This is a genomic window from Bariatricus sp. HCP28S3_A7, from assembly GCF_052066375.1.
Lineage (GTDB): Bacteria > Bacillota > Clostridia > Lachnospirales > Lachnospiraceae > Allocoprococcus.
The window spans coordinates 21,742-41,400 of the sequence record NZ_JBQHSG010000019.1 but is presented as its reverse complement, the minus strand read 5'-3'; the positions used below and the strand labels follow the sequence as shown (position 1 = coordinate 41,400).

At 38.0% G+C, this 19,659-nt stretch carries 19 protein-coding genes and 1 pseudogene; 2 read left to right on the top strand and 18 right to left on the bottom strand.

Annotated features, from left to right (window positions below; translation table 11 throughout):
* The 6 genes and pseudogenes from ACTNA4_RS11935 to dcm all read right to left on the bottom strand — a co-directional run.
* Positions 1-709: pseudogene (locus tag ACTNA4_RS11935) on the bottom strand (IS21 family transposase); the annotation flags it as partial.
* Between the two features lie 740 nt (positions 710-1,449).
* Positions 1,450-2,634, bottom strand: coding sequence for a hypothetical protein (locus tag ACTNA4_RS11930; RefSeq protein WP_441030244.1), 1,185 nt, complete (start codon positions 2,632-2,634; stop codon positions 1,450-1,452).
* 351 nt (positions 2,635-2,985) lie between these two features.
* Positions 2,986-3,267 carry a hypothetical protein gene (locus ACTNA4_RS11925; RefSeq protein ID WP_441030242.1) on the bottom strand — a complete coding sequence of 94 codons (282 nt, stop codon included), beginning with the start codon at positions 3,265-3,267 and terminating at the stop codon, positions 2,986-2,988.
* Positions 3,245-5,608 (bottom strand): hypothetical protein, encoded by a 2,364-nt coding sequence (locus ACTNA4_RS11920; RefSeq protein WP_441030240.1) that lies wholly within the window; start codon positions 5,606-5,608, stop codon positions 3,245-3,247. Before ACTNA4_RS11920 ends, ACTNA4_RS11925 begins: the two co-directional genes overlap by 23 nt.
* 33 nt (positions 5,609-5,641) lie before the next feature.
* Complete coding sequence (locus ACTNA4_RS11915; protein ID WP_441030238.1) at positions 5,642-6,526, bottom strand: Eco47II family restriction endonuclease; 885 nt, start codon at positions 6,524-6,526, stop codon at positions 5,642-5,644.
* Positions 6,526-7,758: a DNA (cytosine-5-)-methyltransferase gene (gene dcm / locus ACTNA4_RS11910; protein ID WP_441030236.1), complete on the bottom strand. Its 1,233-nt coding sequence runs from the start codon at positions 7,756-7,758 to the stop codon at positions 6,526-6,528. Before dcm ends, ACTNA4_RS11915 begins: the two co-directional genes overlap by 1 nt.
* 254 nt (positions 7,759-8,012) lie before the next feature.
* Between dcm and ACTNA4_RS11905 the strand changes: the two genes are divergently transcribed.
* Positions 8,013-8,468 (top strand): very short patch repair endonuclease, encoded by a 456-nt coding sequence (locus ACTNA4_RS11905; protein WP_441030250.1) that lies wholly within the window; start codon positions 8,013-8,015, stop codon positions 8,466-8,468.
* Positions 8,469-8,564: 96 nt separating this feature from the next.
* Here the strand turns inward: ACTNA4_RS11905 and ACTNA4_RS11900 are convergent, their stop codons facing one another.
* From ACTNA4_RS11900 to ACTNA4_RS11875, 6 genes are all read right to left on the bottom strand, one after another.
* The gene (locus tag ACTNA4_RS11900) at positions 8,565-10,133 is read right to left on the bottom strand and encodes a MobA/MobL family protein (RefSeq protein ID WP_441030234.1); all 1,569 of its coding nucleotides are present in this window, start codon (positions 10,131-10,133) and stop codon (positions 8,565-8,567) included.
* Between the two features lie 398 nt (positions 10,134-10,531).
* Positions 10,532-11,875, bottom strand: coding sequence for a VapE domain-containing protein (locus ACTNA4_RS11895; RefSeq protein WP_441030248.1), 1,344 nt, complete (start codon positions 11,873-11,875; stop codon positions 10,532-10,534).
* 27 nt (positions 11,876-11,902) lie between these two features.
* Entirely contained in the window at positions 11,903-12,487 is a 585-nt protein-coding gene (locus ACTNA4_RS11890) for a CHC2 zinc finger domain-containing protein (RefSeq protein WP_441030232.1), read from the bottom strand.
* Between the two features lie 212 nt (positions 12,488-12,699).
* Positions 12,700-13,047: a plasmid mobilization protein gene (locus tag ACTNA4_RS11885; RefSeq protein WP_441030230.1), complete on the bottom strand. Its 348-nt coding sequence runs from the start codon at positions 13,045-13,047 to the stop codon at positions 12,700-12,702.
* Positions 13,047-14,135 carry a tyrosine-type recombinase/integrase gene (locus tag ACTNA4_RS11880; protein ID WP_441030228.1) on the bottom strand — a complete coding sequence of 363 codons (1,089 nt, stop codon included), beginning with the start codon at positions 14,133-14,135 and terminating at the stop codon, positions 13,047-13,049. The genes ACTNA4_RS11885 and ACTNA4_RS11880 overlap by 1 nt, the downstream gene beginning before the upstream one ends.
* 12 nt (positions 14,136-14,147) lie before the next feature.
* Complete coding sequence (locus ACTNA4_RS11875) at positions 14,148-14,336, bottom strand: hypothetical protein (protein WP_087175032.1); 189 nt, start codon at positions 14,334-14,336, stop codon at positions 14,148-14,150.
* Positions 14,337-14,669: 333 nt separating this feature from the next.
* Between ACTNA4_RS11875 and ACTNA4_RS11870 the strand changes: the two genes are divergently transcribed.
* Positions 14,670-15,191, top strand: a complete 522-nt coding sequence (locus ACTNA4_RS11870) for a helix-turn-helix domain-containing protein (RefSeq protein ID WP_441030226.1) — start codon at positions 14,670-14,672, stop codon at positions 15,189-15,191.
* A 326-nt stretch (positions 15,192-15,517) separates the two neighbouring features.
* On the opposite strand, the gene ACTNA4_RS11865 is transcribed toward ACTNA4_RS11870, so the two are convergent.
* The 6 genes from ACTNA4_RS11865 to ACTNA4_RS11840 all read right to left on the bottom strand — a co-directional run bounded on the left by ACTNA4_RS11865 (position 15,518) and on the right by ACTNA4_RS11840 (position 19,552).
* Positions 15,518-15,697: a hypothetical protein gene (locus tag ACTNA4_RS11865; RefSeq protein WP_008705291.1), complete on the bottom strand. Its 180-nt coding sequence runs from the start codon at positions 15,695-15,697 to the stop codon at positions 15,518-15,520.
* 49 nt (positions 15,698-15,746) lie between these two features.
* Positions 15,747-17,183, bottom strand: coding sequence for an AlbA family DNA-binding domain-containing protein (locus ACTNA4_RS11860; protein ID WP_147608769.1), 1,437 nt, complete (start codon positions 17,181-17,183; stop codon positions 15,747-15,749).
* A 139-nt stretch (positions 17,184-17,322) separates the two neighbouring features.
* Positions 17,323-17,709 (bottom strand): helix-turn-helix domain-containing protein, encoded by a 387-nt coding sequence (locus ACTNA4_RS11855; RefSeq protein ID WP_044924454.1) that lies wholly within the window; start codon positions 17,707-17,709, stop codon positions 17,323-17,325.
* Between the two features lie 189 nt (positions 17,710-17,898).
* Positions 17,899-18,672, bottom strand: a complete 774-nt coding sequence (locus tag ACTNA4_RS11850; protein WP_055195155.1) for a NifB/NifX family molybdenum-iron cluster-binding protein — start codon at positions 18,670-18,672, stop codon at positions 17,899-17,901.
* 98 nt (positions 18,673-18,770) lie between these two features.
* A complete protein-coding gene (locus tag ACTNA4_RS11845; RefSeq protein WP_055195153.1) occupies positions 18,771-19,355 on the bottom strand; it encodes a 4Fe-4S binding protein in 585 nt (194 codons plus the stop codon).
* Entirely contained in the window at positions 19,352-19,552 is a 201-nt protein-coding gene (locus ACTNA4_RS11840) for a 4Fe-4S binding protein (protein ID WP_222891075.1), read from the bottom strand. The genes ACTNA4_RS11845 and ACTNA4_RS11840 overlap by 4 nt, the downstream gene beginning before the upstream one ends.
* Positions 19,553-19,659: the final 107 nt, after the last annotated feature.

Below are 19,659 nucleotides of genomic sequence, written 5' to 3'. Positions count from 1 at the left end.
CATAATGTTCAGCCAGTTCCTGATAAGTTTCATTAATCTGCTGGTCTCTCCATCCACCATTGTGAACAACTGCAGTCTTGCAGTTATCCGGTACGAGAATCTTAGCAACACCGCCAAAGTACTCGTACATATGGACATGAGCATTAATCCATGATTTCTGCTTCATATCCAGAAATGCTTCCACATATGTATACTGGCTGTAAGTCATTACGCCAACAAATATGTAGGCTTTGATGATTTCTCCGGTATCAGGATCAATGATTGTTGCAGGATCACCTGCCCAATCAACTTCAACCTGTTCACCAGGTTTCCGGTTGATATGCATGGTAGCACGATGTTTTTGCTCATCCTGTTGGATGTGGTAGCAGAACTGTGAATACATGAGTGGTTCTTCGCCATTGGCACGGCAATCCTCCATGTATTCAGTCCACAGGAGCTTTTTACTTACTCCGTTACGAAGTAGCTCCTTGCGGATGTAGTCGTAGTCAGGCATACGCTTGTGGGATGTGACTTGTTTTGCAGAAGGGAAGAACTTTTCTGCAAGGACAGCATCGGTGTCATTTTCATCGAGCGGCCAGGAAATATCTAATTCCGCGGCACGCTTTAACACACGATTGACTGTCTTTTTTGAAACATTGCAACTGTCGGCAATGTTTTGTTGACTGAGATTCAAGCTTTTGAGCCTGAGAATCTCTCGATATTTGGTCATAGTCATGACCTCCTTAAAATGTATTTACACCACAGGGTGCATAGTTACATTTTAAGAATTTATGATAAAGGTTTCCACCAACGGAATGGTGGTTCCCTTAAAAACGGATTTGCGGTTTCCTAAGTCCGGACAGCAGGGACACGGCCCCCGGATTATTCATGCATTAAAAAATATTAACAAATCGATAACTGCTTTATCAGATAAATTCATATGATATTTATCTATATAGTAATTTCAAATATTATTGTCATTTGATTGTCACTCAACTAAAAACGAGCCAAGGAACGCCGTAAATTCGGCATTTCTTGGCTCATGTACATTATTCAAACTCGGCTCCGTCGTGGCAAAACTTAACGGAATTAATTAATGTTTTGCCAACAATAAGATAAGTTTTTATTTCTACTACATAATTTACACTGGCTTTCTGATGAACTGTTGCCAGAATGTTGCCATGGAATTAGTATAGCATATACAAGAAAGAACGCAAAGCTTTATTTAATAATACACACCCCAACATATTTTTCAATAACGGTTAGAGAGAATCACTCTTGTCCTTGAACTACACAATCCAATATAACTTGCTATGCCATTCCCACTTTAAATTCACTATATTGCATAATGTATTCATATATCTTTGCAATATTATGATTGTCTATCATTCCTTCATATTTTACGACAAACAACATTATCTCATTGCCTTATAAATCATATGTTTCTCTAATTACAGCTATTTTTCAATATTACGAAAATGTTCCAACTTTATAAATATCTGGATCTAATATAAATTCACTATCGGTTGTATCTAACCACTTTTTACATATATCAATAAATTTGAAAATATGATTAGCAAGATACTCTGTCTTCTCCTTATTAAATTCAAAAATTTTCTCAAGTATTTTCGACTTATCCGGATACTCTAACGTATTAATAACTTTTCCTCTATTAGTATCTACATATTTTTTCGTGTCCCCATCTTTATAAAAAACCTCTAAAACTATTTTTGCATTCGGAGGATTTGATGGATTCATTGCATATGCAGAAACTACCGCATAAGTATCGGAAGTCTTACTTCCGGTATCTACAACAAATTGCATATACTCTCTTGGAGATACAATATTTCTATATACTCTTAACCAATCAATAATATTTAAGACTGTTATGGTCCATTCTTTACTAAAGTAATTTGACGCAAATAAATCCTTTAATATTTCTCTTAAAAGTCCATCTGTATCATCATGTTCATCTAAAAATACAAATGCCGGAAAGGAATGATTATCTAACTTCTGTCTGATATCATCTATAGACAAATCAAATAGTTTATTTATATCAGCTAATCCTTCTGACAAAGAAACTGTTTGAAAAAGCAAATTACTCAATTTTATATTTATATCTAATATACATTTATCTATTTTGCCTTTCATGTAGTCATTTAGTGGATTAGCTAATTTGCCTTGACTATACAAAGCCAATATATTTTCGTTAAGAATAGAAACTATTTTCTTTTCTTCACTTTCTACAAACGGATTATATGCTAGTACACGTTTTTGCCTAATATCAAATGGAAGATTTTCTATTTTTCCTGTATTTACATCAAAGAAGCAAATTATCTTATCCCATCCTAATATATTAATTGCAAAGCCGAGTTCTATAAGCACATTGGGGTTTGGAATAGAACGCTGTAAATTTGAGGTAATATTACTTATATCCGCAACAAATAGTGCACATTTACTTATTTTTTCAAAAATTGAGGATGAAATATCTGGTGTACCTAATAGCCCTAATGTATCTCTATCATATTCCACATATATATGTAAATCCTCATTTTTGTTTATTGACTTAATAGATTTTTTTATACACTTCTCAATATAATTTCTATGCGTTCTTGAATTCAAATCTGACTGCCAAGAAAAAAATATGTTCTTCATAAAATCTTTGTCCTTTATACAAATTCTCAAAATAACCAAAACAGCTCCATTTAATGAAACAAATTCAAGTTTTCTCTCACTCCAATCTAGTCATAGCATAATCATCTTCTGGAATAATCAAATTAACAAGCTCCGCTTCTATGGCTTCTATGGCATCAACACTTTTACCATTTTTAGAAAAATAATAGAAAACAGAAAATGCCCACTCAATCCATCCTTGCATATTTTTGCTGGAATATCGGATACACTATAATCATTCTTTTCGTCCACAAAAATGTTTCCACACAATATAATCGTATAACTCTATGGTCTATCCGAATTACTGTTATCAGAAAATTGTTATCACATTTTTTAAGCAAAACATTTTTCTTTCATTTTATCAATCACTCCGTCACATATCTCAACTATCGTTGCGTATGTTCTTTTCCCCACTTTATCGGATTCAGGAACTAAATTATCCACCATAATATCTAATCCTTTATCTATATCTGAAAATACATATTCATAAAATTTAACGGTGTCAAATTCCATCGTATCTTTCTCTATTGTAAATGGCTCTCTCTTTTCATTGGGATTTGTATTTTCCAGAATGTACTTTGTTTCATCACTTTTAAAGTTCAATGTCTTTTTCATATCTCTTCATCCTTCCTAAAATAGTTTGTAATCCGCCGTCAATATTATCCGCTACTATTTGCAAGATACTATATTCCTCATTTTCATATTCCAAGGCTCCTGATTTTACAACTAATTTTCCTTTCTCTTTAGACAGAAAAATAACATTGTCAACATCTAGATTTACAATAAATTGCGGATTATGTGTAACCATAATCACTTGCCTAATTTGCCCCATTCTTCTAAATTGATCCAATACCTTTTCTTTAATAGCCTTTTGGGAAATATGATCTTCGGGTTGATCTATTAGATAAATTCCTTTATTTCGAGCTTCCCCGCTAATAAGAGTAAAGTACATTTGTGCATCAAATCCAGAAGATACTTCTTCAAAGACATCCATCGTCTCATCTACAATTGTATTCCCTATTTTAAAATCTTTCTCTAGTTTTGTGTGTATTTTCATTTTAAGCGCCTCTAGAGGAGAAAGTCCCTCATCTTCAGACGGATAGTTTTTAATATATTCCTTTAATTCTTTTTCCGTAATAGCCTGCGTATCAATTTCCTTTCCTTTCTTAAGAACAGACCTTAAAACTTCTCTAATATATGCATTATCAATCCGCTCAATTTGAACTTTTGAGATAAATCGATACTTATCAACTGGATTGCATTCCGGCTTTATAACCAATTCTTCAATATTAGGTTCATACTTCCTAACTTTTTCTTTTTGTGTCAGCAACTTACAGATATTTTGTATAGTTTCACTTTTTGACTCAATGAAATCTGAATACACAGCCTGCTCATCCGTTACTTTTTTACTATAATTTTGCTTATAATGATTCATAAATGTATTATACACATTTATTTTCTCATTTTCTTTCTTATAGTTTTCCAATTTTTGATTATAGCCATCTAACATAACCTCAAACATCTCTACTGAATTATCAATATGTTGTTTGTCTTTATCACGCAATGCTTTATTTTTCAAAATTTCTTGTAATTCACTAATTACATTTTCAAAATGTTCAATTAATTTTTGTATTTCAGTTACACTAGCTTTCTTCACTTTACCTACAAATGTAAGGCTCTTATCCAAGACATCGCTCGTAATAATGCTAAAACTGGGTAATCCCTTTATATTAGCATCATATGAAAACTTTTCTCCTATATACTCGTATAATCTCTGTAAATCTCTCTCAACAATATTCCGATACTTGTCCGCATTTATCTGATTAGGGTAAAACCGTTTCAAATACTCATTTGGTTTCATTCCTTCTGTATCAAATATTTCCCTTATTTCCCCCTGTTGATTATACATGAATAAATTTTCTTCAGAAATACTCGTTTCTATTGACATATTATTTTTTTCTAGATACTTTTCATAGCCCCTTTTCAGTTTTCTATCTGTAATCTTAACATTATTTGTAAGTGCATGAAGAAATAAGGATTTTCCTATTGAATTATCCCCTATAATTACATTTATCCCCTTTGACATAGGAATATAAACTTTCTCTCCAGAAATATTCAGAGTGATTTTCGGAATATATTTTTCTACCGGATTAAAAAATTTGTCTGTCAAACTAATTCTGTGATGATCTGTAACTGCCATCGCCACTCCTTTAAACGTGGGCAGCGATTTAATATAAGTAAATGAAAAAAAAGTTTTATCGTCCTTTTCAGTATTGGGATAATATGACCAATTATGGCAATCCGAACCTGTAACAAACCTTAAATTTTCTTCTAAATCATTATCTACCAAAAATGCTTTATTATATATTTCATTCTTCTTATTTCTAAATTCATAAGCATCAAAATAATCCATAAATACTAACTCATTAAATGTTTCTTTTCCCAATGACATCACATCGTTAGCATGTGCTTTATGCTGTGATGAAACAGTCTTTTTTTGATGGGCAATCATTATAAAATCAGTATTTATTTCATTTAAAATTTCAAAGTAATTTGCCTTTGAATATGCGCCTTTTTTATAGGCTGTTTTACCTTTTCCCGTTGACATTATCTGTTCAATGTGTTTTACTTTCTCATCATCTTTGTCATCAAAAATGGTAACTATATGAATAACTTTTCCCTCAACAAATTCTACAGAAAACTCAATACCCGGAAGTACTTTCTTTATACAATTATCTTTTTCTTCTTCCTCTTTTAGTTTCCGATATATTTCGTAATTAAACTCATCATGATCAGTAATTGCACATAATTCCACATCATTTTCTGTTAATCCTTTAACCAACATCGGCAAATTGTCTATTGTATTATTAGAAACTTTATCTTTGTCTTTATTTTTTGAATAGACAGAATGAATATGCAAATCTATTTTTATACCTTTGTTTATAATTTTCTCCATAGTTATTCTCCCCCCATATATCAAGCTCGCGCTTTACTCTAATCGTTTTGCATACTCATAAATCCGCTTAAGCATCCCATCATTTCCCTTTTCGATCCCCAACTGCCGTTCCATTCTGTTTCCAAACCCTATGTATGTATTAAATCCGAGCATATATACAGCCATCGCCATTGCTAAGTCTTCCGGCTGCTCTGCATACACGCTTGCCACATTTCGTAATTCATCGATTACTGTATCATGCGGAACAGAAACGCTTTCTTCTTCATTCACAACAGCATTAATTACACCCGGAAGCGCCATACACATCTTATAAAATGAATCTTCTTCACCAGTAAGAATTGCATAGAACTGATCCATACTAACACGCCGTATTAGCCTATGTTGCACGTTTTTACCATCTACTTTTGTTGTCCATTTAATGTTCTGTGACTTTTTAGCAATTGCTTCTACTAAAAGGCACGCGCAATCATCATCTTCAAGTATCTGCCCTTGCATTTTTATATATGTCTTTGCCGAAGAAGCCGAATTCATAGTATTATGCTTATTCTTCATTTCCACATATAACGTATGTACAATATCCCCATCCGGCATTTGTATTCCATCTGGATTTCTATATATTACATCCCATCCTGCTTGCGGAACTTCACAACCTATAAAATACGAAAAAATATTCTGATGAAAGTATCCAATATCATTATTATTGGACTTATCTCTCTGCCGGAAAATTTCATTATTTACAATTTCTTCCCAACTTGTACGGTACACCGATTTATCAAATATCAGTTTTATTGGGTCAATCAGATTACTATTAAACCGTTTCAGATCATATGATTCCAGTTTTTCACCATATTTCATAATAGTTGCCCGTACATGATTTTTAAAATCTTCTTCAGAAATAAAGTTTAAATTCCATGCCATTACTTTAATACCTCCAACGACTTATGTATTTCGCAAGCAATATCATATGCTAAATTTACAGGAACTGCATTTCCTACTTGTTTATACTGGGATTGTATATTCCCACAAAATTGCCACTCATCAGGGAATGTCTGACACCTTGCATTTTCACGGACAGTAAATGGTCTGGCTTCTAAAGGATGACATCTCTCTGTTTGTTTTTGAGAAGGCGATGTAAGCACTGTTAATGATGGCTCATCCAAACTCATTCTCCTTAAAATACCCGTCCGTCCTCCTTCCATATCCCAACAACTTTTCATATACTCTTTTGCTATATCAGGATCAATGTCTCTCCAATAACCTCCCGGCGGTACAAGTTCAAATATTTTTCGTTTATTTTCTCCGTAGGGGACACCTGGACCCTCTGGACAATCTAAGAGCACATCTCTCAAAACCGGCTTATAATCATGTGCTTTTGGAAATTCATATTTGATTTTATTAACCAAATCATTCCTAATTCCAATTGTAATCAAACGCTCTCGTTTTTGCGGAACACCATAATCCCACGCATTTAACACTTTTTTCTGTATGGTATATCCTGCTTGTTCAAAAATATTAGTTATCGTGGCATAAGTCCTTCCCTTATCATGCGTCAATAATCCCCGAACATTCTCAAATAAAAACATTTTCGGCTGCAATTTTTTCAAAAAAATTGCATAATGATAAAATAATGTTCCTCTTGCATCCTCAAGCCCTAGCCGCTTTCCAGCATATGAAAACGCCTGACAAGGCGCACCTCCTGATAATAAATCCAATTCTCCTTTTTTTATTTTAAAATAACCTTCCAAGTCCAAACAAGAAATATTAGCAATATCGTCGTTGATCACCCGCCAATTCGGACGATTTGTTTTCAAGCTATCCGCAGCATCCTTATCAAATTCAATTAACCCTAATGTATCAAATCCAGCTTTTTCAATCCCTAACGCAAGCCCACCAGCACCAGCAAATAGCTCAATTGTAGAATATTGCTTAGGAGTATTCTTTGCACTACTATCCCTTCGTATTTCTAAAACATCTTCTATATTACAATTTAAAGTAAAACAGATTTTCTCAATAGACTCAAACGAAACCGGCTCATTTTTTCCCAATCTTGCCAGCACATTAAAACTAATTCCTGACGCTTCTTTCAGTTCTGTACGGTTCATTTTTTTATCAATCAGCAGTTTCCACAGTCTGTCGTAACAAATCGCCACGTATATTCCTCCTAAAAATTATTTGTCTACATTTTATCATGTATTTTTCTTATTCGCAATTCTTTTCCTCACTATATCGTTAGATTTTCTCCCTGTATTTTTTTTCATTAATTAGGGAGCTCCCAGCTCGATTTGGAGTGATGTGGAGTTTATTTTTTCGTTTTACGATCATTATTATGATGGTCACGGGTACTTGTAACTTTTTATTCACCTTGATAAAATAACTTATATCAGAAAAGGCGGTGAATACATATATGACTCGTGATCCCAAAACAGTATCAAAAAACATGAGTAAAATCCATAACAAAGATACTTCAATAGAAATACAACTCCGAAAAGCTCTCTGGCACAAAGGATACCGTTATCGTAAAAATTATAAGGAGCTTCCCGGCTCTCCTGATATCGTTCTTACCAAATACAAAATTGCTATTTTTTGCGACAGCGAATTTTTCCATGGTAAAGACTGGGAATTATTAAAACTCCGCCTTGAAAAAGGGAAAAATCCCGACTATTGGATTAAGAAAATAGAACGAAACCGTTCCCGGGACTGTGAAAATGATAAAAAACTTCTTTTCCTCGGCTACACCGTTATTCATTTCTGGGGACAAGATATCAAGAAACATACAGATGAATGCCTTCAAGCTATTGAAGAATCTATCTGGGACAATACATTTTCAAATGATCCCGAAATTTTAAAAGAATACGAATAATATTTCCTTCATTATTAGTTGTAGGCTACCCCCTCAAAAATAACCTTGGACTTACAGTTTTATCCTGACATCCAAGGTTATATTTTTTAAGTACCCTTATCGATCCATGCCCACATCTCTTGAACTTCTCTTCTTCGGTCTCTGCTCCGCAATCTGCTTCTTCTCCTCCAACCGTTCATGAATACTCCTTTTCTGCCCGGTGCTTTTCTGCATTTCCTGTTTTCCCACATTCGGAACATTCGCCGGAATCCTCAGATACATTTTTTCCTGTTTCGGTTCCGGTGCATCCCATGCTTTTTGAGCCATCTGAACTTCCTTCAATTCCGCTCTTGCAGTCTTCCTTGCATTTGTAACTTCCAGTGCATTCTGATATCCATGCTGTGCCGGAATCAAATCCAGTGTAGCCTTTGCATTTTCCAATTGGACTTTTTTCGCATCAATCTTCTCTTCCAGTTCCTTCTGCTCTTTTCGGTGAAACCATTTCTTTTTAACTTCCTTCAGATCCTTTTCCAACTTCACAACCGCTTTCTCAATGGCATAGATCTTCTGTTCCTGCTTTTTCATCTTGTTCAGGATCTGCTGTAATCTCATAACCTCTGCTTCCTGTTTTTCCGAGGAAGGTCGTTCTCCTCTCGGTCTAGCTGGCAGTGGTTCTGGTGTAATGTCAACCCGAACATCATGATCAATCAAAGGATTCCCTTCCGAATCTCTGTCGCAATATTTTGTTTCCCTCAGAAATTCTACAAATCCTCTTAAATATCCGATTGCTTTCTGAAGAATCCCGGTAAATAATTTGGGATCCGATCCATGTTCTCGGAGCGACTCCGCCACCGGTTCATCAATCTGTGATTGCTTTGCCAGCATCACTTCTACTTCTGATGCACCTGTAAGTAATGCCCGATCTACATTCCGGTTCCATTCCTGCCGGAGATAATTATCCGCTTTGATTTCTGCTTCTTTCGGATTGTTCTTCCCTATCTTTTTGGTAGCAAGATAAGGACCGCCTTTATGAAATACCTTCAGCTTTTCATTTTCATCCTTCACAATCTCATTGATGGCATCCGTCATGACCTGCTTCACATTTTCAAGAAATGCATTGGACTTAAATTTCTCTTTCTTTGGCTGAAAGAAATTTGTCTCATACACTTCCCCTTTTTTGATAATCTTACATCCGGGTCGGAGATTTCCGTCCTCATCGAGGATTTCCTTTTTCGTCCGCACATGCTTTCCGGATTCATTATAAAACATATTTCTGCTTGCAACTTTCCGTTCCACTTCCTGCCGGATCTCCCGCTCGGAGAAGATCAAATGAATATGCAGATTGGTTTTGCTCTTATTGTGATGCAATGCCGCACAGCATCCCACATCATATTTCTCCAGGAAAACCGAAGTTATGTACTTCAGCAACAGTTCATGGTCATACTCAATCAGGCTCGGCGGTAACATGATAATCAGTTCCCTAGCTTCAATACAAGTTCCTTCTGTTCCGCTTTTTGCAAAATCCCGCTGATTCTGTTCAGCAAGAAGCTCCCAGTAACTGTCCTCCACATTGGAAAAGACCGCATATAGATTTTCCTGACGCTTGGGGCTGCTGATATAATCCACTCTGCCTTTTACATCATGCAGCTTGCTTTCCATCACAAAACTATGATTTCGCCTGTTCACACTTCCCTCCTTTCCGCCGGATGCGCTGCCATCAGAAATCACCACCGCTATTCGTTTTTACAAAATACTTTAGCAAGGCAAAAAACGCCCCTGCGAGGCCCTCCGGGAGGACGAAAGACACAGAGTATAAGCTTTAGCTTGTGCGATGGGTGTATTTCGCTCTCAATCGCCGAGGGCTCTTTTTGTCATACCCGGATTATTCTATCTCTTCTGATGACAGGTTATTTCTAATTGGCGTATCCGCCATTTTCATTTATGCCCGTTTCCGGGCTGTTTCTCGTTTCTGCTTTATTTTCAAAGTTTTTTCGCTCCTGTTCACACTTTCCTGTTCACATTCCACCCGGATATTTGTGAACAGAAACCTGTGAACAGAGCTCAAAACATTTTAAAAGTAATACTTAATCAAAGGGAAGTTCCATGTTTTCATCCACTTTCATGAATCCTTCCTCATCTTTTTTCGGCTGAATCCGTTTCCACGACCTCTGAGTTCCGATTGCTCCACCAAATCTGTGATTGCCATGTTTCGTCCAGCCAACGATTTCATTATCCATCAAATCGCCGATTTCCTTGGATTGCCATTTGGGTACGATTCCTTCCTGATGAAATACCTGCTGATAGATAATGGTCGAACACACATAATCTTCTTCGTATGCATCAAGGAACGCCTGAATCATGCCTGTCTGGGTATCTTCCGGCATGAATTCTCTCTGAAGCAGCTTAACGTGATCCTCCATCTCCGGTGAAAAAGTCAACGGATAATTTCCGCTTCGATAGATTTCCATTGCCTCTGCCCATGCCTGGATAATGTATAATCTGGATTCCGCTTCATTTTCATAAATGGTGGTTTCCGCTTTTTCGGGAAATACCCTGACAGGGGCAAATCTCCGGTTCCCGGTACGGTCAAACGGGAGAAAATTCAGATCATTGGAAGTACCGCAAAATACACACTGACGGTATCTGTCCTCTGCCCGCCTTTCATATGGGATACGATAAATATCCTTCTGCCGGCTCAGGAACGATTTTGTCTCTTCAATACTCTTTGCATTTGCCACTGCATTCATTTCTGACATTTCCACAATCCAGTGTCCCTGCAGATATTCATAAACCTTCTTATCATCGATCCGTTTCATATCGTCGGTAAACCACTCATCTTTGATTGCCAGATAGCGAAAGAACGTGGATTTTCCAGTTCCCTGCCCTCCGACCAGACAGAACATGATGTCATATTTGGCTCCCGGCTCATACAGCCTTCGAATGGCTCCCATCATATGCATCTTCATCACTTCTCCGGTATAGTCAATAGCCTCTGCTCCAAAGAAATGTGTCAGCATATGCTGAATCCTCGGAATACCATCCCATTTTAGACTCTCCAGATATTCAAGAATCGGGTGAAAACTGTTTTCATTTGCCACGATATCGATTGCCTTTGTAATGACCCGATCACTGGTCAGTCCATAATTCTTCTCCAGATATAAAGCCAGATTGTTCATATCGGTGTCCGTCATATGGACACCACGCCTTTTCCAGGGCATTTTCTTCATGATGTCAATCTGACACGTCATTTCATTTCTGCAGATGGCGCCTTTCAGACAGGGATCATGCTCCAACGCATATTTGCAGTTCTGGATGGATTGACGGATTTTCCCCTTTTCCGTGGTATCCAGTTGTTCCCTGATATCCTCCACTGTCAGAAGCTCCATCTCCACAATCTCCTCTAAGTTCTGCAAGGACTCCTCGCTCATATTCTGCAATTCTCTGTTCATACCTCTTCACCTCCTCCCTTCCGTTCCGGAAAAATCCAGAACCTCTTCGTCAGTTCCAAACATTAGAATGTCCGCCAGATAACTGACCTTGCTTTCATTCTGTAAGGCTTCTGCAAATAATGGATGCCATTCCTCTTCCGCAAATTCCGGCTTGTAAAATTCCTTCCAGAATTCCATCCACCGCAGATAACGCAGTAATACATTGGCAGCATCCCTTGCCCATCCGTCAATTTTCTTTCGAACAAATCGAATCCGTTCCTCTTTTGTTTGAACCTTTTCTTTTTTCTTAAATCCTGAAATTTGTTTTCTTTTTTCCTCTGGCTGCCCAATTGGAATTTCCAGAGAAAAATCTTCATTGATCTTCTTCGCTGCTTCGAACTGGGATAAGCCAAACAGTATAGCCACATAATTGACTGCATCGCCTTTTGCTCCACAGGCGAAGCAATAATAATTCCTGTCAATCTTCATACTGGGGTGCTTGTCATTATGGAACGGACAGCGCGCCATCCCGTTCCGGCTCACTTTTAATCCATATCTTTCTGCCACCTGCCTTGCGGCGACACGTTCTTTCATTTCCTGAAAAATGTTCATGTACGTCCTCCTGTATCCTTTGTAATCAAATTCCGTAATTTTCCCTCTTTCCGTTACAGGAGAACTTTGCTATACTACACATAAAGCTATATGCGTATAGGCAGACTTCTCCCGTAAGGATTGAGTTTTGTCTATGAGGCTTTACCAGAGCCTGCATAAGTTTTTAAGCGTGTGAGAAATGTCCTTGTTACCAGCAGGGGCATTTTCCTTTTTTAGGGATGTTCCGGGGATTCCACATGCTGCGGTTCCTCCTTCATCCCATTTAGCGTCACAGCAACCATCTGGATAGTCTGAAGAAGTTCTTCATTTTCTTCACTGCATGCTTCCAACCGTTTCAGTTCCCCGTAAATCTGCTGCATCTGATTTTTCAGAGCCTTATATACTCTTGGATTTCCCTGTACGGTCACTTCCCATTCCATCAGCTTGCTCACGATATACTCCTGTTTGGTAAGCCCGGACAGTGCCACCATACAGTCAATCATTTTTTCTTCTTCCTCGGATACTCTGAATCCCACTGTCCGGTTTCTCCATCGTCCTTTTGCATCCAACGTTCTCTCCATCAGATCTTATCCTCCTTTTCCATCCGCTCCACATCCAGCTTATTTGCCATCTCCGTCTGCACTGTCGGAAATAAATGTGCATACCGGTAGGTGATCTTCTCTGCCTCATGTCCCACACGGTTTCCAATGGCAAGTGCTGTAAATCCCATATGGATCAGCAGGGAAACATGGCTGTGGCGAAGATCGTGGATTCGAATAACCGGAACTCCTGTTGCTTTGCATCCCCGTTCCATTTCATGTTTCAAATAGGATTTGGAAAATGGGAAGATCCGCTGATCCTGTGCTAACGAATAATACATCTGAAAATAATCCTGCATTTCTTCACAGAGAAATTCTGGCATCACAACGATGCGGTTGCTTTTCGCTGTTTTAGGCGAAGTAATAATGTCCTGCTTTTTCATCCGGTGGTACGTTTTATTGATCCGCACCGTCTGTTTTTCAAAATCAAAATCTGCCGGTGTGAGGGCAAGCAGCTCCCCTTCCCGGATTCCGGTCCAGTACAGCATCTCAAAGGCATAATAGGATCTGGGCTTGTCCATCATTGCCTCAGCAAATATCAGATACTGTTCCTTTGTCCAGAATTTCATTTCCTTTGGAACCTCTTTTCCCATACTTCCTGCCTGTCTTGCCGGATTGCAGGGCAGATTATAATAATTGACTGCATGATTGAAAATTGCTGTAAGCTGTGCCTGAATCGTTTTCAGATAATCCACAGAATAAGGTTTACCCTTTTCATCCCGATATGCCATCATCTCATTCTGCCAGGCAATCACATCCGCCACTGTGATCTCATTGATCTTCCGTTTTCCAAAGTAAGGAAGGATTTTTGTCCGCACAATGTGGCTTTTCGTCTCAAATGTACTTTCCTTTACCCTCTGACGTTTATACTCGGAATAAATCTCATAAAAGCTCTCAAACGTCATATCCAGCTTATTTCCTTTTCGGAGCATCATCTCATGTTCCCATGCAGTCGCTTCCCGTTTGGTCTTGAAGCCACGTTTCTGCGTCTGCTTTCTTTCCCCGGTAAAATCGGTGTACCGGAACACCACTCTCCATGTACCTTTGTCTTTTTCCTGATATACAGCCATCTTAAGTACCTCCTATTTTTCTTCGTAAAACAACTTTTTCTTGAAATAATTGGCATCCACACGCCCCGGCACTGTAATCAGCCCCATTCCGCTGAGCTCTTTATTCAGCTGGCGAATAATCTGGTATGCCTTTGACTGCTTGACCTGTAAAATATCCATTACTTCTTCTGCAGTCAGAAATCCATTCTTTAATTCAGACATTCCATTCACCTCCTTCCACATCATCTTCAAGGAAAAACCCCTCTACTTATCCAAAGTTTCAAGGCACCTTATACAACCTCATTTTCAAATTTTCTTTAACTTAACGCTATATAGTTAAGTTCGATTGTATTATATTAACTATTATCCGTTAAGTCAAGTGGTTTGAACATCGGTAATTAAATTTTTTTGTTTAAGTTTTTCTTGCGTCTTATTTTTCCATATGCTATACTGATTTAAACAAATATCGTTAACCACCAGTTCCTATTCATTGCACCACAGTAGGAACTTATATTCAAAAACGAATAAAAGATTTCAGAAAAAGGAGAGATCCCTATGGCATTTGGAAAACGTATTAAATTTTTCAGAAACAGAAAAGGTATGAAACAGAAGGAGCTTGGCGAACTTCTTGGATTCCTTGGAAAGACTTCGGATGTTCGTGTGGCGCAGTACGAGACAGAAGCCAGAACCCCCAAGGCTGATCTGGTCAAAGAAATGGCACAGATCTTCGGTGTCAGTTCCAGAGCCATCAATGTTCCGAATATTGACTCTTATCTTGGTCTCATACACACCCTTTTTGCAGTAGAAGATATGTATGGAATCAAGATCGGTGAGATTGACGGAGAGCTCTGTCTTCGCCTTGACCGGGAGCACAAAGAATATCAGCATCTGTTTGAACCTTTTCATGCATGGCAGCAAATGGCTGCAAAACTGGAAGCCGGAGAGATCAGCCAGGAAGAATACGATAACTGGCGATATAACTATCCGGAATTGGACACCTCTGAGATTCGGGCAAAGGTTCCGTCTCTGGAACTCTCTGACGAACTCATAAAGGCTCTGAAAAAAGAGAATCAATAAAGAAATGTAAAAAGAAAAAACCTTACTGACTACTCTTTCCAATTATGGAAACAGTTCATCAGTAAGGTTTTTATGTTATAGAAATATAATTTTATTCAACGGATATTGCAAGAACGTTGCCATTTCGTTGCCAAAAAATAACGGAATCTGCTTGGAACCCGCATAAATACTGGGTCTAATTTTGCAAAATCCTATTCAAACTCCTTTGCGGACTGCGTTTCATGACACGCAAAGGCTGTTATTAGAGGTTTATATTTCGAACGTGCGTTCTGTTTTTGTGTTTTTCGCACCGCTTATGAAGAAATAAACTCCAAAATAACTCCATTTTACTCTTTATTATTTTGTTGTTCTTCTCTTGCGTAAAGAATGTCCAACGCCTGGAATATTACATTACTCATAGTCTGATAATGTCTCTCTGCATAAGATACTAGCTTTTCTTTTTGCTCTGGTGACATCCTAATTCTCAGACTAGAATCTTTGCCGTCTAATGATGGTTTTCTAGGCATCTTTCTCTCCTCCTTACATTTCATAGTTTAACACGAATTGATACAAGTGTCAATCTCGTTTTGTTAATATCACCCATTTCCCTTTTTGGCTACTTCCCTGCCTCTTCAGATAATTCTTTTCCTTCAATTTGGTTATATAATACTTCACACTAGCAAGATTCCAATCTAACGCATTAGCCATTTCTTTCTGCGTGATTGAAGGTTGCATACGTACAAGATTCAGAATTTCTATTTCTTTCTCACTCAGTACATTTTCATCTTCCACTTGGTCTAATCTCTCTAAATCTTGGTTAGCTTGGTTAGTAGCTTGGTTAGCTTGGTCAGTTATTGGATTGACTCGGAACAACTCTACCCGAAACATATTATCAAATTCCTGAAATCTCGGCTTTGGAAGTCCATACTCTTCTGCAGCATTAAGGATTCTTTTTATTCCGCTTCCCCATGCCTCTACAAGTCCCATCTGACTGAATATATTGGCAATGCCTTTATTCCTGATCTTCGAATGACCATTCATGACTTCCTCATAAGTTAATCCGTTATATAATCCACCCGGAGATGTCACCTCCAATCTGTCATCATAAACTGCGACCTGAATACAGGATTCATCTAATAGGTTACGGTGACAATGGGCATTAATAATCATTTCCCTGATTGCTTCCGGTGGTAACTCATATTTCTCTTTTCGCACCAATCCGTCAATTGTTGCTCCAAGCCGAATATTTCTCAATACAAAATCTACTGCTTCTTCGATTTGTGTATAGATTGGTCCTGTAAATTCTCTCTTATCCAGAAACATTGCACGATCTGTTCCCTTGAATACCGCACATTGTGTTTTGGAGAATGAAAAATAATCCGATGTCAGCAACGCATAGGCATTCGTTGCCAGAAGCTGTCCCTCGCTCTGCTTCAAAATTTTCCAGTTTATCAGCTGCTCTTTCTTTACAGAATGTTCTGACATTCCTGCTTTCTTCCAGAACTTTTCAATATCCTGACAAAGTTTCTCTGTTGCTTCCTCTGAAACAGGATAACCCACACAAGTAAGCTCATCCCATGAGATTCTGGCCCCTTCCATTTCCAGTTCTTTTATCTTCTCCGGAAATGCCTGTCTTGATGTACCTTCTACACGGATATAAGTGCCATTATCTTTTCCCTTTGATTTTAGATAATACGGTCTGTTCTTTCCAGCTTCTACTGATACAACAATGACCGTTTTCCCGTCTACTGTCTGTGGCTCAATATCAGGAATGATCTGTGGCACACAGGAATCAGAAACTGCATTGGCAATTCCATCCATCAGCTGAAACAACACATCATTTTCCACACCAACAATCTGGTGTGTTTTATCATCTACTCCAACAATCAGCTTGCCACCTTGTGTATTGGCAAAAGCTACGATTGTCTTCATGTACTTTTCACTTTTATCAGGTAAGGATACCTTGTACTCAATATTTTTCGATTCCCCGGAAAACATAGTATCTTCTACCATTCTTTCACTCCTACTCTATACTCGCACCACTGGTACGAATAATTCTATTTCCAGAGCAATCTTCTCTGGATCATTAACACTATTATACGTTCTATTCTTCTTTTCTATCAAGCAAGAAAACAAAACAGTTCATTTCTTCTTACCATTTTCTTCTGTTCTTTTTTGATGCCAGATAAAGTCTCGTCATCTCATCCATGAAAATAGTTTTGTCCTCATTGGTCATAGTTCCACTGGCAAATAAAGCAGCTACCTGTTCAAGAATCTGCCTTGCCTGTTTAGCACCAGCATATTCACTTGGCTCATCATTACCCAAGCACACGGTTTCATTATCATTCATAAGATAAGAAACCTGACACTGAAATGCATCTGCCAGTTTTTGATATAAACTACTCTGCTTCGGATATCGTCCTTCAACTTCCCAAGATCGAATTGTTCTATGAGAAACGCCCACCATATCACCCAGCTTTTGTTGAGTCATTTTTTTCTCTTTTCGCAACTTCCTAATTTTATCACCAAATGTTGTCATAAGTATACATCTTTCTCCTATGAGTTTTGTACATGCTTTATTTTTCTAACCACAATAAAAGTATATCATTATGCAAATAAAAAGAGAACCCGACATCACAAGCAAATTTGATGATGCGGGTTCCCTTCCCTCTTTATAGATCAATACCTTTTATTTTTTCATCTTATGATCCGATGGCAATCTCACTTCTTAATGACAACTGTGGCTTCCACATCCATGCTCGCCACATGTATGTCCTTCCCCGTTGTTGTGCTCGTGATGAGAACATTTCACATCCGGATTATACTCAAGTGTTTCATTGATAAAAGCTTCTACTGCTTCATCCGCATCTCCGGAAACTCCTCCGAAAAGCTTGATGCCTGCTGCCGCTAACGCTGTCTGTGCGCCGCCTCCAATTCCGCCACAAATCAAAACGTCTGCATTCAATGCATTAAGAACTCCTGCCAATGCGCCATGTCCACTTCCATTCGTATCTACTACTTCTGAATGTACTACTTTTCCTTCCTCTACATCGTAAATCTTAAATGTCTCTGTGTGTCCAAAGTGCTGGAAAATCTGTCCATTTTCATATGTTACTGCTATTCTCATGATACCTTCTCCTTTTTCTGCTGCATATTTTTTGTAAATTTCCTGTTTGTAACATCCTCCAAAGCTGCAGTTGCCGCTCTGACCGTCACAGATTCTGAAATCTCCGCCCTCAATTTTGAGTGGATGCCCGTCGATAAGTGCATCTGCGATCTTTTTCCTGGCGATCTCGTAAATTCGCTGGACCGTTGTTCTTGCGACTTGCATAGATGCTGCACACTGCTCCTGACTGTAACCTTTCTTGTCCAAAAGACGGATTGTCTCGTACTCATCTACCGTTAGAACAATGGGTGTTTTTTTCTCAGTATCATCTGCCGGAAGAAATTCTAAAACATTGGGGAAATGACAGACTTTTCTGCATTTTACTGGTCTCGGCATAAACTGCTCCTTTCTCGCTTTTCTTATATAATAGCCCTATAAAAGGCATATGTCAATAATGTTTTTGACATATGCCTTTTATGAATCACCTTATAGTATTACTTCTTTTCATTATTTTTTAATTTACAGATACCCTGCGTCATTGTTCCCATTGGACAAAATGTACACCAGGTTCGTGGCTTATATAACACCATTACGATCAACCCTAACAACAAAGATGTAAGCATCAAACTATAAAATCCAAAACTAAACTGTGCCACCCAATCAGCTACTGTTCCGGCAGTGTATGTCCATCCCCACGGAACACGGAAGGTCCAGAATAATTTGATGGCTTCACGCAAGGATGATGATCCGGCACCAACTAAATATGTCTGAAATACCATATTCCCAAACATTGTAAGGAAAAATATCAAAAAGCCGTATCGGAACCATTTTGAACTCATCCATCGCGGGGTTGGTTTATTTCTTGAGCATTTTAAATCCCCACCGAGCTTACTAAAAAGCTGGCCACGTCCACACAAATGATTACAGAAAAATTTATTTTCACCGAATATCGCTATTCCTAACGGCAACAGGAAATCAATCATCCCAAACCAAGCAAACAAAATATTAAAAAAACCGAGAGCAAAATAAAGGATCGCCCATATCCATAAATAATCATACCAATGTTTCTTTTTCTTCACATCGCTGTCCTCTCTTTCATTTCAATACAACCTGCCGGACAGGACTTTGCACATTTTCCACATCCTACACACACTGTTTCTTCTACCACAGCATAACATCCATGGTAAACTTTGACAGCTGCCAGCGGACAAGTATTTTCACATACTCCGCAGGCAACACATCTTTTTTTATCGACACTTGCCATTCTTTTTGCCAATGCTTTGTTCCCCTTTCAAATTTTGTATCTCTATTGTACCTGAAAAAGGTAAATCCTTCTGTGATATTATTACATAAGAATTTACCTTGAACGCTAATAACTAGAAT

Excerpts from the sequence above, each read along its gene's own strand:
- ACTNA4_RS11930 (WP_441030244.1), bottom strand. The coding sequence starts at position 2,634 with ATGAAGAACATATTTTTTTCTTGGCAGTCAGATTTGAATTCAAGAACG.
- ACTNA4_RS11925 (WP_441030242.1), bottom strand. The coding sequence starts at position 3,267 with ATGAAAAAGACATTGAACTTTAAAAGTGATGAAACAAAGTACATTCTG.
- ACTNA4_RS11920 (WP_441030240.1), bottom strand. The coding sequence starts at position 5,608 with ATGGAGAAAATTATAAACAAAGGTATAAAAATAGATTTGCATATTCAT.
- ACTNA4_RS11915 (WP_441030238.1), bottom strand. The coding sequence starts at position 6,526 with ATGGCATGGAATTTAAACTTTATTTCTGAAGAAGATTTTAAAAATCAT.
- ACTNA4_RS11905 (WP_441030250.1), top strand. The coding sequence starts at position 8,013 with ATGACTCGTGATCCCAAAACAGTATCAAAAAACATGAGTAAAATCCAT.
- ACTNA4_RS11895 (WP_441030248.1), bottom strand. The coding sequence starts at position 11,875 with ATGAGCGAGGAGTCCTTGCAGAACTTAGAGGAGATTGTGGAGATGGAG.
- ACTNA4_RS11890 (WP_441030232.1), bottom strand. The coding sequence starts at position 12,487 with ATGAACATTTTTCAGGAAATGAAAGAACGTGTCGCCGCAAGGCAGGTG.
- ACTNA4_RS11885 (WP_441030230.1), bottom strand. The coding sequence starts at position 13,047 with ATGGAGAGAACGTTGGATGCAAAAGGACGATGGAGAAACCGGACAGTG.
- ACTNA4_RS11880 (WP_441030228.1), bottom strand. The coding sequence starts at position 14,135 with ATGGCTGTATATCAGGAAAAAGACAAAGGTACATGGAGAGTGGTGTTC.
- ACTNA4_RS11875 (WP_087175032.1), bottom strand. The coding sequence starts at position 14,336 with ATGTCTGAATTAAAGAATGGATTTCTGACTGCAGAAGAAGTAATGGAT.
- ACTNA4_RS11870 (WP_441030226.1), top strand. The coding sequence starts at position 14,670 with ATGGCATTTGGAAAACGTATTAAATTTTTCAGAAACAGAAAAGGTATG.
- ACTNA4_RS11865 (WP_008705291.1), bottom strand. The coding sequence starts at position 15,697 with ATGCCTAGAAAACCATCATTAGACGGCAAAGATTCTAGTCTGAGAATT.
- ACTNA4_RS11860 (WP_147608769.1), bottom strand. The coding sequence starts at position 17,183 with ATGGTAGAAGATACTATGTTTTCCGGGGAATCGAAAAATATTGAGTAC.
- ACTNA4_RS11855 (WP_044924454.1), bottom strand. The coding sequence starts at position 17,709 with ATGACAACATTTGGTGATAAAATTAGGAAGTTGCGAAAAGAGAAAAAA.
- ACTNA4_RS11850 (WP_055195155.1), bottom strand. The coding sequence starts at position 18,672 with ATGCCGAGACCAGTAAAATGCAGAAAAGTCTGTCATTTCCCCAATGTT.